Annotated in this window: 15 protein-coding genes; 14 read left to right on the top strand and 1 reads right to left on the bottom strand. The window is 49.0% G+C overall.

Annotated elements, in window-relative coordinates:
* Positions 1-21: 21 nt before the first annotated feature.
* The 14 genes from AC6B99_RS03135 to AC6B99_RS03070 all read left to right on the top strand — a co-directional run bounded on the left by AC6B99_RS03135 (position 22) and on the right by AC6B99_RS03070 (position 13,449).
* Entirely contained in the window at positions 22-597 is a 576-nt protein-coding gene (locus AC6B99_RS03135) for a TerD family protein (RefSeq protein ID WP_056034038.1), read from the top strand.
* Positions 598-736: 139 nt separating this feature from the next.
* Positions 737-1,315, top strand: a complete 579-nt coding sequence (locus AC6B99_RS03130) for a TerD family protein (protein WP_056034033.1) — start codon at positions 737-739, stop codon at positions 1,313-1,315.
* Entirely contained in the window at positions 1,312-2,682 is a 1,371-nt protein-coding gene (locus tag AC6B99_RS03125) for a TerD family protein (protein WP_056034030.1), read from the top strand. Before AC6B99_RS03130 ends, AC6B99_RS03125 begins: the two co-directional genes overlap by 4 nt.
* 18 nt (positions 2,683-2,700) lie before the next feature.
* Positions 2,701-3,441 carry a TerC family protein gene (locus tag AC6B99_RS03120; protein WP_056034027.1) on the top strand — a complete coding sequence of 247 codons (741 nt, stop codon included), beginning with the start codon at positions 2,701-2,703 and terminating at the stop codon, positions 3,439-3,441.
* 157 nt (positions 3,442-3,598) lie between these two features.
* The gene (locus tag AC6B99_RS03115) at positions 3,599-4,804 is read left to right on the top strand and encodes an HpcH/HpaI aldolase/citrate lyase family protein (RefSeq protein WP_494879861.1); all 1,206 of its coding nucleotides are present in this window, start codon (positions 3,599-3,601) and stop codon (positions 4,802-4,804) included.
* Positions 4,749-6,182, top strand: a complete 1,434-nt coding sequence (locus AC6B99_RS03110; RefSeq protein ID WP_496662727.1) for a phosphoribosyltransferase family protein — start codon at positions 4,749-4,751, stop codon at positions 6,180-6,182. The genes AC6B99_RS03115 and AC6B99_RS03110 overlap by 56 nt, the downstream gene beginning before the upstream one ends.
* A complete protein-coding gene (locus tag AC6B99_RS03105; RefSeq protein ID WP_056034024.1) occupies positions 6,179-7,360 on the top strand; it encodes a cysteine protease StiP family protein in 1,182 nt (393 codons plus the stop codon). Before AC6B99_RS03110 ends, AC6B99_RS03105 begins: the two co-directional genes overlap by 4 nt.
* Complete coding sequence (locus tag AC6B99_RS03100; protein WP_496662726.1) at positions 7,357-8,214, top strand: HAD family hydrolase; 858 nt, start codon at positions 7,357-7,359, stop codon at positions 8,212-8,214. Before AC6B99_RS03105 ends, AC6B99_RS03100 begins: the two co-directional genes overlap by 4 nt.
* Positions 8,211-9,242 carry an ATP-grasp domain-containing protein gene (locus AC6B99_RS03095; RefSeq protein WP_056034020.1) on the top strand — a complete coding sequence of 344 codons (1,032 nt, stop codon included), beginning with the start codon at positions 8,211-8,213 and terminating at the stop codon, positions 9,240-9,242. The genes AC6B99_RS03100 and AC6B99_RS03095 overlap by 4 nt, the downstream gene beginning before the upstream one ends.
* A 37-nt stretch (positions 9,243-9,279) precedes the next feature.
* Positions 9,280-9,960 carry a hypothetical protein gene (locus AC6B99_RS03090; protein WP_442952527.1) on the top strand — a complete coding sequence of 227 codons (681 nt, stop codon included), beginning with the start codon at positions 9,280-9,282 and terminating at the stop codon, positions 9,958-9,960.
* Between the two features lie 39 nt (positions 9,961-9,999).
* Positions 10,000-11,106, top strand: coding sequence for a toxic anion resistance protein (locus AC6B99_RS03085; protein ID WP_056034017.1), 1,107 nt, complete (start codon positions 10,000-10,002; stop codon positions 11,104-11,106).
* 375 nt (positions 11,107-11,481) lie between these two features.
* A complete protein-coding gene (locus AC6B99_RS03080) occupies positions 11,482-12,042 on the top strand; it encodes a hypothetical protein (protein ID WP_056034014.1) in 561 nt (186 codons plus the stop codon).
* A 46-nt stretch (positions 12,043-12,088) separates the two neighbouring features.
* On the top strand, positions 12,089-12,715 hold the full coding sequence (locus AC6B99_RS03075; protein ID WP_056034011.1) for an RNA polymerase sigma factor: 627 nt from the start codon (positions 12,089-12,091) through the stop codon (positions 12,713-12,715).
* 59 nt (positions 12,716-12,774) lie between these two features.
* Positions 12,775-13,449: a TIGR00266 family protein gene (locus AC6B99_RS03070; RefSeq protein ID WP_496662725.1), complete on the top strand. Its 675-nt coding sequence runs from the start codon at positions 12,775-12,777 to the stop codon at positions 13,447-13,449.
* A 104-nt stretch (positions 13,450-13,553) separates the two neighbouring features.
* Here AC6B99_RS03070 and AC6B99_RS03065 read toward each other — a convergent pair whose 3' ends face one another.
* Positions 13,554-14,099, bottom strand: a complete 546-nt coding sequence (locus tag AC6B99_RS03065) for a glutathione peroxidase (RefSeq protein WP_496662850.1) — start codon at positions 14,097-14,099, stop codon at positions 13,554-13,556.
* Positions 14,100-14,122 lie beyond the last annotated feature (23 nt).

The following is a 14,122-nucleotide window of genomic DNA, read 5'->3' as shown; positions in this document are numbered from 1 at the left end:
AATGAAAAGAGGTTTTTGACAATGGCAATTAACTTATCCAAAGGTCAAAAAGTAGACTTGACGAAAACAAACCCAGGACTTTCCAAAATTTTGGTAGGTCTAGGCTGGGATACGAATAAATATGACGGCGGCGGCCAATTTGACCTCGACGTATCGGTATTTCTTTTGGCAGCTTCGGGTAAAGTAGAAGGCGAGAAAAACTTCGTATTCTACAACAATACTTCCAATGAGAACGGTTCCGTCGTACATACAGGCGACAATCGTACAGGAGAAGGCGACGGAGACGATGAGCAAATCAAAGTAGAACTGGCAACTGTGCCTGCTGATGTAGAAAAAATAGCTTTCGCTATTACGATCTACGATGCAGAGACTCGCAACCAGAACTTTGGACAAGTTTCCAATGCGTACATCCGCATTGTGAACGAAGCGAGCAGCGAAGAATTAATCAAATTCGATCTGGGCGAAGATTTCTCGATCGAAACCGGCGTTGTTGTCGGCGAATTGTATCGTCACAGCGGCGAATGGAAATTCAGCGCAGTCGGCAGCGGCTATAAAGATGGCCTTGGCGGTCTGGCACGCGACTTCGGCTTGAACTAACATTTAAAAGCATAGAAGCAGGGGCAAGTCCTCTTTTCTCGCGTGCGTATGGCGGGAGGGGAGGGCAGGCCCCTTTACAGCTTTTTTTCTACCTATCCAACCTCTATAACATCACTCTTCTAGAAAGCGGGGAAATCATATGTCTATTAACTTGTCTAAAGGCCAACGTATTGATCTCACAAAAACAAATCCAGGATTGACCAAAGTAGTTGTCGGTCTGGGCTGGGATACGAATAAATATGCAGGCGGCAGCGAATTTGACCTTGACGCTTCTGCATTTTTGCTCCATGCTGATGGAAAGGCCAAGGGAGCCGAAGATTTTATTTTCTACAATAATAGAGAAACATACGGCGGGGCTGTGCTGCATACTGGCGACAACCGTACCGGCGAAGGTGAAGGCGACGATGAGCAAGTCATTATCGACTTCAGCAAAGTTCCAGCACATATCGTGCGTATCGGCATAACAGTTACGATACATGATGCTCCTGTTCGCCAACAAAACTTCGGTCAAGTGAGCAGCGCTTTCGTAAGAGTAGTCAATGAGGCGAATAACAATGAAGTGCTTCGTTTTGACCTTGGTGAAGAATTTTCGACGGAAACAGCAGTTGTATTTTGCGAATTTTACCGCCATGAGAACGATTGGAAGTTCCAGGCGATTGGAAGTGGCTTCGCTGGCGGTCTAGCCGATCTTTGCCGCAATTACGGCCTAGAGGTATGACGGTAGCGCTCGTAAAGGGGCAGAAAGCTGATGTAACCAAGTCAAATCCGGGTTTGACCCGGATTACGGCTGCTCTGGGATGGTCAGCCCCTTCCTCCTTCGAAATCGATACTTCTGCTTTTTTGCTAGCTGCAGGCGGCAAGGTGCGAAGTGACAATGATTTGCTGTTTTACGGCAATCCATCGAACGCTTTTTTATCCTATATCGAATCGCCGGGCGGCAATGACCGCAAGCAGTTCAAGATTGATCTTTCCCGTACCGACGCTGCAGTTGAGAAAATCGCCATTACGTTGACCATTTACGATGGGGAAAAACGGAATCAGCAGTTCAGCGGGGTAAACGGCCTATACATACGTTTTCTGAATGAAAGTACGGGCCAGGAACTCATTCGTTATGATCTGCGTGAGCCTTTTTCGGTGGAAAATGCAATTGTTATCGGCGAGCTTTACAGGTACAATCAGGAGTGGAAATTTAATGCGATTGGGGCCGGCTATTCTGGCGGGCTGAAAGACTTATGCGGAAGCTACGGCATTGAAGTGAAGGACGAGCCCAAAGCTCCTGCTGCTCCTACGCCTCCTCCTGCGCCGCCAGTACCGCCTGCACCGCAGACGTCTTCTGCACCACGGAATCCGCTGATTCCGCCAGCGCCTCCTAAACCACAGGAGACGCAAGGCTCGCGCATCGTCATTCCGCCAAGGCCTGGCTCTACGCCAGCTCCTGCACCATCTGCTCCTGCTGCTTCGCAGCAGCCGACTTCAGAAGCGCCGAAAATCAATTTTTCCAAAATTGAGCTGAAGAAGAAGGGCGACGTCATTAATTTGACGAAGCAAAGCGGCGGCTTGGGCGAAATTTTGGTTAACCTCAATTGGAACCAGAAAGCCGGCGGCGGCTTGTTCAAACGTACGGGTATTGATCTTGACCTCGCTTGCATGTATGAGTTGAAAGATGGCAGCAAAGGCGTTATTCAGGCACTTGGCAACAGCTTCGGTTCCCTGAACAGAGCGCCATATGTGATGCTGGATGGCGATGATCGGACAGGCTCAGTGACGACGGGTGAAAATATCCGGATTAACGGAGAGAAAATTAAGGAAATCAAGCGATTGCTCATTTTCACCTTTATTTACAAAGGGGTGACGCGCTGGTCTGAGGCTGATGGAGTCGTCACGCTTAGCCAGCAAGGCGGCCCGGACATTGTCGTTAAGCTGGATGAATACGACAATGGACAGGCGATGTGTGCAATTGCTATGATTACGAATGTGAACAATGAAACGTTCAGCATTGAGCGGATTGTTCGGTATTTTGAAGGGCATCGGAAGCTTGATAGTGCTTTCGATTGGGGTCTCAGCTGGGTTGCAGGAAGCAAATAAAATGGAGGTTAGAATGAAGTGGACTGGCTAACGAATTTTTTCACAAGCATTGTGGAGAACTACGGACATTTCTTTGATTGGGATGCAGTAGTAACTACCCTCTCCGACCCTGTCAGCTGGGGAATTATTGGAACACTGATTATATTGGAAGGACTTTTGTCCGCCGATAATGCGCTCGTGCTCGCTGTTATGGTTAAGCATTTACCAAAGGAACAGCAAAAGAGAGCGTTGTTTTACGGTATTTTGGGCGCTTATATTTTCAGGTTTCTGGCGATTGGTTTCGGTACGTATTTGGTTACGTTCACAGCCGTCAAATTCCTAGGCGCGGCTTATCTCTTGTACATCGCTTATAAAGGATTGTTCAAGGGCGGCGGCGAAGACAGTGTTGAAAACAAAGGGCAATCGTTCTGGAGAACGGTTATCGCTGTAGAATTAATGGATATTGCATTCAGTATCGATAGCGTTATCGCGGCATTTGGCGTCAGCAAGGAAGTATGGGTATTGTTCCTTGGCGGTATTCTCGGCGTTCTGATGATGCGCGGCGTGGCCCAAGTATTCCTCAAGCTGATTGAGAAAATTCCTGAGCTGGAAAAAACGGCATTTTTCCTCATTGCGTTAATCGCAGTTAAAATGATTTTGGGGGCCTTCCATATCGAAATCCCTCACATCTACTTCTTTGCCCTAATTGGCCTATTGTTTGGCGGTACGATCGTACTAAGCCTGATGAGACAAAAGAAGGGTACTTCAAACAGCAACTAAAGCTTGTTTAAATAGCGGTTTATGCGGGTAATGATCCCTTAATCCCTCCTGGTTAAAGGGGGGATTATTTTTTTTATGAGTAGATCGCGTATTTGGCGATCGGGGCCGAGTAATTGGAACAGTGTCGATTACTGGAATGAATCAGGAGGAAACCGGAATGCGATACTTTGATTATTTTACCTGGGAGGAAGAAGAAGCGGTTTTCTTCTCGGCGCCTACCCCATTCGATCATACGACGGAGCGGGAGCTTCTCGCTTATGCCGTCGGAGCTGCTTTGTATTGTCCGGCTACCCGACCAACGATTTCCGAAGATATTTTAAACCGCAAGCATGAAGGTTTGACGACGATGGTCATTGACCTGGAGGATGCGGTTGGCGACCATTTGGTGGAGATGGCAGAGGAGTCTCTGCTGCAGCAAATTTTTCGTTTATCCTCTTTTTTGAAAATTGGCTCTTTATCGCGCGATCATCTTCCTCTACTATTCATTCGCATTCGCAGCGCGCAGCAGCTTGCCCGTATGATTGAGCGGCTGGAAGAAAAGATCAGCCTGATTACCGGCTTTATTTTCCCAAAATTTACAGCAGCAAACGGTGAAGCCTATTTTAGTCAAATCGCTGCATTTAACCGTCAGCAAAGTGTTGGTTCGCCGGTGCTTTATGGGCTGCCCATACTAGAAACGCCTGCTATCATTTATCGTGAGACACGCCTGGAGGAATTGCTGGCCATTAAGCAGCTTCTCGATCGTTATCAGCGTTATGTGCTCAATGTGCGTATTGGAGCGACAGACTTCTCCAGTTTATTTGGCCTGCGCCGCAGCAAAACCATGACCATATACGATATTCTTCCTGTTCGCGATTGTATGGCGGATATTATAAATATATTTGGGCGAATGGATGCCTCTTATGTCATCTCGGGACCCGTATGGGAATACTTTTCGAGCAGCAAGCAGGCTTCTGTCCCTTCATTGTTTCCTCTACAGCCGGAGCAGCTGTCTGGAAAAGGAGAGCGCTGGCCCCTGCGGCATTCGGCAGCACTAGAAACGGATGGCCTGCTGCGCGAAGTCATGATGGACAAGGAAAACGGCATTATTGGCAAAACGATTATCCACCCGTCGCATATTCGGCCGGTGCAATCGCTCTATGCGGTGACGTATGAAGAATATATTGATGCACAAAGCATTATTGCCAGCCATAACGGCTATGTCGGCGTACTCAAGAGCGATTATGCTAATAAGATGAATGAAGTGAAACCCCATATGAATTGGGCTAATCGCGTAATGGCAAGATCAAAAATATACGGGGTGCTGCATGAAGAACAACATTTTATCGCCTTACTCGCAAGCCAGGAGCAAGCATACGTATAACATTGTAGATGATCTTAAGGTATCGGTAACGGTAACAGCAAATCCATTCGGATTATCCCCGGATACGCTGTTTGCCATGGCAGCGCGCATGAACAAGAAGCGGGCCTTTCTGTTTGTCAGCAAAGTACTGGGCAAGCATCTTCCTGTTAATCCTTATACTTCGCTGCTTAGCGGCGCAGCATTGTCCCTGCTGCTTTATAAAAGGTACGCTGCGGATGAACAGCAGCATGCTCTGGCTAATGAACTGCTGGATGCCGCTATCGAAGGATTGACTAAACCGGGACGTTCAGAGCAGGTGTATCATCAAGTGATTGAAGCTAATCTAAAGCTGCCTGAGCAAGCGCTGTTTATCGGTTTTGCAGAAACAGCAACAGCACTTGGGCATAGCATGTATCGCGTGTTCAGTGAGGACTGTACCTATCTTCATACGACTAGGGAGCAGATTCCGGCGATAGAATCGCTCATTAGCTTTGAAGAGGAGCATTCCCACGCGGTTGCACATCGCTGCTACGCTTTGGATGCGGCCTTTTTTAACGGTAACGAGCCGATCGTTCTCGTCGATGATGAGCTCACGACTGGTAAAACAGCCTTGAACATAATACGGGATATCCAAAGGCAATTTCCCCGTCAACAATATATAGTAGCATCGCTGCTCGATTGGAGAACTGAAGCGGATGAGCAGCGTTTTGTGGAAGCCGCACAGGAGCTTGGCGTATCGATTGAAGTATTGTCGCTGATGAAAGGCGTAATTAGGGCGGAAGGCAGCTCGCCCGAGCAGGTAGCGGCCAGCGCTCAGACTCAGGCTGTAACATTTGCGAGCGGTCGCTTGAATAAAGTGTATTTGGACGAGCTGTTCGAGCTCGCATCCTACAGCTCGGTTGATTCAGCAGGAGCTGTGAATGCTTCGCCTTATTTGGCAGGAACGGGACGCTTCGGCGTTCGCTCCAGCGAGAATGGGACGCTGGATGCAAGCATTGCAGAGGCTGGGGCTAAGCTGAGAAGCTTTAGAGTGGGTGAGCGTACATTATGCCTAGGCACAGGCGAGTTTATGTATATACCGATGCGAATAGCGGCGGAGCTGGGGCAAGGTGTATGCTACCACTCAACGACGAGAAGCCCGGTTCATCCCATTGACAAGCCAGATTATGCGATTAAATCGGGACAAGCGTTTCCATCACCGGAAGATGAGCAGGTGAGGAACTTTTTTTATAATGTCGGTGCCTTGCAATACGACGATTGCTTTATTTTTGCAGAGCGCGACTGGCCGGAGGATCGTCTTGCTCCATTGCTGTCGGCGCTGCAAGCATGCGGATTCCAGCAAATCAATGTCATTATTTGCGGTCCATCAAAGGGCAGTCATAAGGAGGAAAAGGCATGAGCAGAAGCTTGCTTGAACAACGGTTGCAAAAACCGATCGGGGCTCCGAAGCCGCTTGGCAGCTATAAGCCGTCCGACGTCGTTTTTCTATTGAAGGATTTGAGTGATGTGCAGCTGGAGCGGGGAACCGAGGATCGTGAGGAAGCGATCCAATCCGGCGTGCATTATTCGGAAATGCTGCCTGTAGAATACCAGCCGACGCCGGAATACATCCAGCTGTTTCACCAGACATTGACGGAATCTGCAAAGCGGGTAGCATTGGCTGCTGGCATCGTAGCCGAACAGGTAGTGGCGCGCAGCGGCAAGCACACGGTGCTCGTTTCTTTAGCGAGAGCGGGCACGCCAATCGGCATTCTGATGAAGCGCTACATAGCAGAGCGATGTGGGCTTGATGTGCCGCACTACAGCATCTCGATCATTCGCGGCAAGGGCATTGATGAAAATGCGCTGCTTTATATTTTGCAGCAGCATGGTCCGGAGGCAAAGCTTCAATTCGTGGATGGCTGGACGGGAAAAGGCGCCATTACTCAAGTGTTGATTGAAGCTTGCAAGACATTCAAGCAGAAGTACGGCACCCAGCTGGATGCGGAGCTTGCGGTACTGGCAGATCCTGCTTGCAGCTCAAGCATATTCGGCACCCGCGAGGATTTCCTCATTCCGAGTGCTTGCCTTAATTCTACCGTGTCCGGGCTGATGAGCCGCACGGTACTGCGCGGCGATATCATTGGGCCGGATGATTTTCACGGGGCGAAGTTTTATAAGGAATGGATGAAGGAGGATCTATCCAATCATTTCATCGATACGGTATCCGCGTATTTCAGCCAAATCTCACAGCAGGCGAAGCAGGAAGCTGTGAAGCTGATGAACGAGAAGGCTGAGGTAACTTGGCAGGGGCTGAAGGATATTAAAGCGATTCAAAAGCTTTACGGCATCGAGGATATTAATTTGGTGAAGCCGGGCGTTGGGGAGACGACACGGGTGCTGCTGCGGCGCGTGCCTTGGAAAATTCTCGTTGACCGCCTGGACAACCCGGGGCTCCAGCATATTTTGCTGCTGGCAAGCGATCGCGGCGTTCCAGTGGAAGTATTTCCTGAACTGACGTATTCCTGCTGCGGCATTATTAAATCGAAAAATAAAAAGGCGGATATTGCTGCTTCCGCCGAGGAGGAAGCTGTATGATTTTCGCCAGTGATCTTGATCAGACGCTCATTTATTCCACGAGATCGATGGGACTGGATGGTGCGGAGGGCTCGGGGCTTGTGATGCCCGCAGAAACGAAGGATGGTCAAGTGCTGTCGTATTTTTTGACGGAAATGCTGCCGCTGCTGCAAGCTATTGCGCAGGAGGTTCATTTTATTCCAGTAACGACCCGGACGATGGAGCAGTACAACCGAATTGAGCTGTTCCGCGACCATATACATATAGCGCCAACCTATGCGGTGACGAGCAATGGCGGCAATATTTTGGTGAATGGCGTAAGGAACGAAGAATGGAGCACGCATATCCAGAAGCTTATTGCGGCTAGTGCGGCTCCGGCGGAAGAAATTAAAGCGATCTTCGATGAGGTGGCGAGTACGGATTGGATTCATGGCGAGCGTTATTGCGATGAGCTTTTTTTCGCCTACGTCATTGATCGCGAGCGGATGCCAACCGAGCAGGTGAGCCGTGCTGTGGAACGAATTACGGCGCTTGGCTGGAAAGTGTCGGTACAAGGACGCAAAATTTATCTCGTGCCAAATGAGGTGAGCAAAAGCGCGGCGCTCTTGCATTTGAAGCAGCAGCTTGGAGCGACGGTCGTTGCTGCCTCCGGTGATTCCTTGCTGGACCAGTGCCTGCTAGATGCGGCAAGTCATGCGATTGCCCCAAGGCACGGCGAGCTGTTTCGCCAGGAGCAGCGCGAACCGGGAAATTTGGCTTACACGTTTACAACGCATTCGGGCATTATGGCTTCGCAGCAAATTTTGGACTTTGTGTCCACTGTCATGGCTGAATTTAAGACAGCAGCAGCAGTCGAAAGGAAGGCAAACGTATGAGCAACGTAACAAAAGTATGGTTCAACCGTTGGTTTTCGGTCGCTTATCATTATATGAATGCGATTCGTAACAATAGCGACGGAGCAGCCTTTGAGCTGTACGGCACGCATTCCGATCCGAAGCATATGTCGCTGCAAGCTTGCGATGTGGCGGAGGTTGAGCCGCCCTTTAAAGGCGAGGCTTATGTTGATTTTTGCATTGATTTCTGTTTGAGGTATAAAATAGATGTGTTCGTCCCAAGACTGAATATGCTGGATATTGTGAAGAGCATCAAGCGTTTTGATGAAATAGGCGTTAAAGTCGTCGTCTGCCAGGATGAGGAGCTGCTCGGCAAGCTGATGGTCAAGGATCAGTTTTATGAATCGGTGAGCGAGAGCGGCATTATGGTCATTCCTGATTATCATGTCGTTTCAACGGCAGAGCAGTTTAAGGCGGCCTACGACGATTTGGTATCAAAAGGGCATCGCGTTTGCTTTAAGCCAACGGATGGCGAAGGTGGACAAGGCTTCCGCATCATTGACAATGAGCGCGACAAGCTGGCGGATTTATTCGGTTCCGTGTCGCGTGCGCTGCCGTTTGAAGAGGTGTACCGTACCTTAGCGACCGTCCCGCAGTTTGGTGATTTAATGGTGATGGAGCTGCTTGACGGGTTTGAATACAGTATTGATTGCCTAGCTGCGCCAAATGGGGAGCTGCTTGCCGCAGTTCCGCGCCGTAAAGCGGGCGGCCGTCTGCGTCTGCTGGACAATGTGCCGGAATTAATGGAAATTGCCCAGAGGGTTTCAGAAACGTACAAAATCCCTTACAATTATAATATACAAATGAAATACAAAAATGGAGTGCCCAAGCTTCTGGAGATTAATCCGCGGATGTCTGGCGGTCTCCATGTTTCCTGTCTGAGCGGCATCAACTTTCCTTATCTGGCGGTCAAGCTGGCGCTTGGGGGAGAGGTGGGCAAGCTGACGCCTGAGTATGGCGTACTGGCGAGCCACGTTGAGCAGCCGTTGCGTTTGACAGCATTCGAATAGAAGCGAGTGGCACAGCAGGTTGGAGGGTGAGAGAGTGATTCAAAAACGCTCGATTATCGGAGCGGCAATGGGACTTGTTATTGCCGCTGCAACAAGCTGGCTGCTGCCAGAATTTATAACGGTGCTTATCCCTGTCGCAGCTACACTCGTAGGTGTCGTGCTCGATGAGAAGCGGCTGCTGCGCAAAACCAATATTATCGATGCAATTCCGTCGCCAGCCCGTGCTTCTTCTGAGCCTGGGCAGCTGCCAGAAGCATTGCAGCCTTCTTCCTCTGGCGGAGGCGGGGCATTTGCATCTGCACCAGCACCGGCGATTAGCCCGATATTTGATCCCGTGCTGGAGTATTTGGAAGTGCTGGAGGATATGGTTATATCCGAAGGGCAGAAAAATACGCTGGACAATGAAATTGTGGAAAAGTCCTGTTCGCTTTTTCTCCGTTTGCACCGGGTATTGCCGCTCTTGACTGAACTGAATAATGATGAAATTAATCATACGGTCAGACGGCTGGTGCTCAAGGAGCTGAACAGCGTCATCAATCCTTTCTTAAGGCTGAGCGGCGACGCCAAAACGAAAAACCGCCGTATTTTGCTAAATGGTCTGAGGGATATTAATACAAAAATTTCGGAAATTGTTGCAACGATTGAACACAAGGATTTGATGGAGCTGCAAACCAAGGCGGAGGTTATTCACAAACGCTACAACTACTCGGAGTTTTAATGGCCTATTAGATTGAAAATCCGTGGGGAGGGAACTTGAGTGTCCATACAAACGATTCAATTGAAAAAAGAAGACGAGCAGAAGGCCGTCCAGGAAGCGGCCGTCATTATTCAGAAGGTAGCGCAGGCCGATACGCTCTCACTCGATGGCTTAATGGACGAGATGGGCAAGCTGGGCGCCAAGACGCAGGAGCGTGCGGGCGCGACACTTAAGCAGTTGGAACGTCCGGTCGCCACCCTCATGTCAGGCGGGTCCAGCCAAGTATCGAATCTGATTTTGTCTCTGCGTAATGAATGCGAATCTTTGCAGCAAAGTAAAAACGTCGGCTTTATCGGCAAGCTGATCCGCAAGTCGCCCGTGAAAAACTACGTTTATAAATATCAGTCCGTGCGGACGAATATTGATGCGATTGTGCAGGGGCTGCGGGACGGCAAGGATGGCCTTGAGGAGAGCATTGTGAATATGCGTACGCTCAAGCGCAGCTCGCTTGAGGAAATTTATTCGCTGCAAGAGAAGATCGCCATGGGCAACAAGCTCAAGGAGCTATTCGAAGCGGAAATCGCCAAGCCGGAAAATGAGCAGCGCAAAACGTATCTGGAGCGTGGCTTGCGTAAAGTCGTCACCCGCATCCAGTCGATGACCGAGGATATACTGCTGTTCAATCAGGCGGTTGCTGCGACGGACATCGTCAATGACAACAGCGACAAGCTGATTGATGCGGTCAACAACAGCATCTATAAAGCGTCTAATCTGATTACGGTGTCGGCGATGATCACGCTCGCTATCGAGGATCAGTTAAAAATCGCAAATGCAGTCGAGAGTGTAAACAGCACGATTGAAGACCAGTTCAAGCGCAACGCAGAGCTGCTCAAAACGTCAACGGAAAAGTCGGCGGAGCTGCTCAAAAAACCAGCGATGTCGCTGGAGGCTGTCAACACGGCGATTGCCGACCTGATTACAGCGCTCGACACATCGGAGAAATCCAATCGCGACATTATCGCGACCTGCAAAACCCACACGGAGAAGCTGGCGCAAATTAACCAAAGCATGTCGAAGCGTCTCGGCTTGGAAACAGGCGGACAATCGCAAGCGGCCATTAGCAGCGGAGCTGCTGGCGGAAACGACATAGACAGGCTGCTCAGCTAAATATAGCAAGAGGCTCGTTCTATTTTAACAACGATACACATAGATGGCGCCACTCTTTCATAGGCTTAACAAAAGCGATGGAATGAGAGGATGGTTGTCTTTGATTGCAGTAGGCACGCTCGGCTTATTGATTGTAACGTTGATTATCGTTGCCACAAGCGAACGGGTAGAGGCCATTTTAGAGCAGCATAACCAATTATAATCGTGGGCAGGGCCGTATTTTCTGTAGTACAGGAAGATGCGGCCATTGTTATCGTTCTATGGAAAACGAGAATAGAGTCGAATTTTATATAATATTAGCGTAATGGCGGATCATTTGGTAAAATTGACTTATCGGAAGAATTCGGGCCTGCTGCTCGTATGGAGGGAACGATAATGTTGGATTTTTCATTTGAGATGCTGGATGAACATACAATAAACGTAGAATACGTTTTTGGCAGCGAGAAATTTATATTTAATTTATTTTATTCGAATGATAATTGGACCATACATCCCTTCGATGGCATCTTACTTAAAAATCGAGATTTGTGTCGCAGCGTTATGAGCGATTTATTTCAAAACAAGTCGTTCCAAATTATGCTCGCGAAAGAAAATATTATTTTATCGTCGATTCGTTCCTCGGTTAATCTGAATCCTTACGAGGAAGAGGAGGAAGTGCCAGAGCCGGAAAGGCTGCGGGGTGAGCGTTACGGCGGTGATGGGGGCGGCGGCCGCGCCGAGCGGAGCGAGCTGGATGATTTCATTAACAGCCACACACTGGATGAAATTTTGGAGCTGGAGCGCAGCTTCATTGAGGAGCGGACAACCCTTTTCAAATCGGTGCTGCAGAAAATGTTTATGGATGGCCTTGGGCCGGGAGACAGTGAATTTAATCAAATTCAGGAGCTTGTGAAGGCGTATAAGAGGGCGGGCGAGGATATCGCCAAAATTCGGTAATGCCAATGTTAAAGTCTATTATCCTATTTAAGTTTGGAGAGAAATTATGGATGCTTCCCAGTTAGCGGTTCGGATCAAAGAGAAGGACCCGTTGGTTTTCGCGGAAATTACAAAGGTCTATTATGATAGGCTGTTTTCAACTGCTTATAGGATGCTTGGCAGCCGTCAGGAAAGCGAGGATGTTCTGCAAGAGACGTTTATTCGCCTCTTGACGAATATCGATAAGTTCGACCCTTCGAAAAACTTCACGACCTGGATTTTTCAAATTACGATTAACTTATGTATTGATACGCTCAGAAAACGCAAGACGCGCCGAAGCGTCTCTTTGGATGCAGAGCCGGATTATTTTATGTCGCAATGGCCGCTCAAGGAAACGCTGCCGAGCTTGGATAAAGGGCCGGAGCATGTGTATTTGGAGCAGGAGCTGTCCGAGGAGCTATCCGAAGTGATGAAGGGACTGTCTGACAAGGATCGCGAGCTGGTTGTGAAGCGATATTTTTACGATATGTCGCTGGATGAAATTAGCCAAGAAACACAGGTTCCTGTCGGCACTATTAAGTCACGGTTATTTCGCGTGCGTCAGCTATTGAAGAAAAAATGGAGCATACTAAATTTGCGTGGTGCTTCCTTGAAATTTCTTAGCAGCATGATGATGAGTGGGCCGCTTTTTTAGAAAGCGGCCCAACATCGGCAAGCTTGAGGCAGTACGAATGATCGGAGGAATAAATTGAAATGAGACATGAAATTTTATATCGCGGCGCTTTTCCCTTATTGAAGGTGCAGTTGGAGCGCGGCGAGACGATTAAAGCAGAGTCGGGTGCGATGGTATCGATGTCGCCAAACCTGGAGCTGAAAGGTACGCTCGATGGCGGCATTTTGCGCGGCCTTGGACGGATGCTGAGCGGCGAGAAGTTTTTCTTTCAAGAGCTGTCTGCCACACGGGGCCCAGGCGAAGCATTGCTTGCTTCTTCAGCGATTGGCGATATTGAATCGATTGAGCTTGATGGGTCGTACAAGCTGTATGTGCAGAAGGATGGTTTCTTGGCTGGAACGCCAGGCATTGAGGTTAACACGAAGATGCAAAACCTGGCGAAAGGTTTTTTGTCGGGCGAGGGCTTCTTTATTGTTGAAATTAGCGGCAAAGGAACGGTGTTTCTTTCCTCCTACGGCACGATTCATGCCGTGCAGCTTGCTGCAGGCGAGGAAGTTATCATTGATAACGGACATCTGGTTGCATGGCCTGATTATATGGATTACCGGATCGAGAAGGCTGCTAACGGCTGGTTGTCCAGCATTACAAGTGGCGAAGGCATTGTGTGCCGGTTCCGTGGCGAAGGCGTCGTCCTGATTCAAACGAGAAATCCGAAAAGCTTCGGCGGCTGGATTAATCAGTTTATTCCAAAGTGATGAAACAATGGTACATAGACGAATCGGCTCGAAGGTCGCAGGATTGTGAAAAAGCAAGGCATTTAGCTCGGATGGACGAGCTAAGCGCCTTGCTTTTCATTTTTTTAAAGCAATGCTCTTATCGCTGAATCAAGCTCTTGCGGTAGTACAGTCGGCTCAAAACGGCCTGCTACTTGACCTCTGCGATCAATGAGAAACTTAGAAAAATTCCACTTGATTCCATCTCCAGCATGGAGCTCGGGGTATTTTTCACGTAAAAACTGGTCCAGCCACTTGCCGTTCGGGGTTCGCATATCGAAACCGTGAAACGGAGCTTCGCTCACTAAATAGTGAAATAAAGGATGAGCTGTTTCGCCTCGAACGTCCCCCTTGCTAAGCAGGGGGAACGTAACGCCAAAGTTTTGTTCGCAATAGGCTTTTACTTCAGCATCGCTGCCCGGTTCTTTGTCATTAAATTGATTGCAGGGGAAAGCGAGTATCTCCAATCCCTGTTGGTGATGGGTTTCGTAAAGCTGCTGGAGCGCGGCAAATTGGCTGGAATAACCGCATTTACTCGCCGTATTAACAATGAGGACAACCTTCCCCTGATAGGCTGCCCAATCTAGCCATTCTCCGTTTATCGTTTTAACTTGAAAGTCATAGATGGACAAGTTGATCGCTCCCTTCGGCGCTA

Source organism: Paenibacillus liaoningensis (genome assembly GCF_059609455.1).
The sequence above is the reverse complement of the archived record's forward strand: the minus strand, read 5'-3'. Positions and strand labels throughout refer to the sequence as shown.

What these genes read in the sequence shown, in the direction of transcription:
- AC6B99_RS03110 (WP_496662727.1), top strand. Translation starts at nt 4,749, where the DNA reads ATGAAGAACAACATTTTATCGCCTTACTCGCAAGCCAGGAGCAAGCAT.
- AC6B99_RS03075 (WP_056034011.1), top strand. Translation starts at nt 12,089, where the DNA reads ATGGATGCTTCCCAGTTAGCGGTTCGGATCAAAGAGAAGGACCCGTTG.
- AC6B99_RS03125 (WP_056034030.1), top strand. Translation starts at nt 1,312, where the DNA reads ATGACGGTAGCGCTCGTAAAGGGGCAGAAAGCTGATGTAACCAAGTCA.
- AC6B99_RS03115 (WP_494879861.1), top strand. Translation starts at nt 3,599, where the DNA reads ATGCGATACTTTGATTATTTTACCTGGGAGGAAGAAGAAGCGGTTTTC.
- AC6B99_RS03130 (WP_056034033.1), top strand. Translation starts at nt 737, where the DNA reads ATGTCTATTAACTTGTCTAAAGGCCAACGTATTGATCTCACAAAAACA.
- AC6B99_RS03100 (WP_496662726.1), top strand. Translation starts at nt 7,357, where the DNA reads ATGATTTTCGCCAGTGATCTTGATCAGACGCTCATTTATTCCACGAGA.
- AC6B99_RS03135 (WP_056034038.1), top strand. Translation starts at nt 22, where the DNA reads ATGGCAATTAACTTATCCAAAGGTCAAAAAGTAGACTTGACGAAAACA.
- AC6B99_RS03080 (WP_056034014.1), top strand. Translation starts at nt 11,482, where the DNA reads ATGTTGGATTTTTCATTTGAGATGCTGGATGAACATACAATAAACGTA.
- AC6B99_RS03070 (WP_496662725.1), top strand. Translation starts at nt 12,775, where the DNA reads ATGAGACATGAAATTTTATATCGCGGCGCTTTTCCCTTATTGAAGGTG.
- AC6B99_RS03095 (WP_056034020.1), top strand. Translation starts at nt 8,211, where the DNA reads ATGAGCAACGTAACAAAAGTATGGTTCAACCGTTGGTTTTCGGTCGCT.
- AC6B99_RS03105 (WP_056034024.1), top strand. Translation starts at nt 6,179, where the DNA reads ATGAGCAGAAGCTTGCTTGAACAACGGTTGCAAAAACCGATCGGGGCT.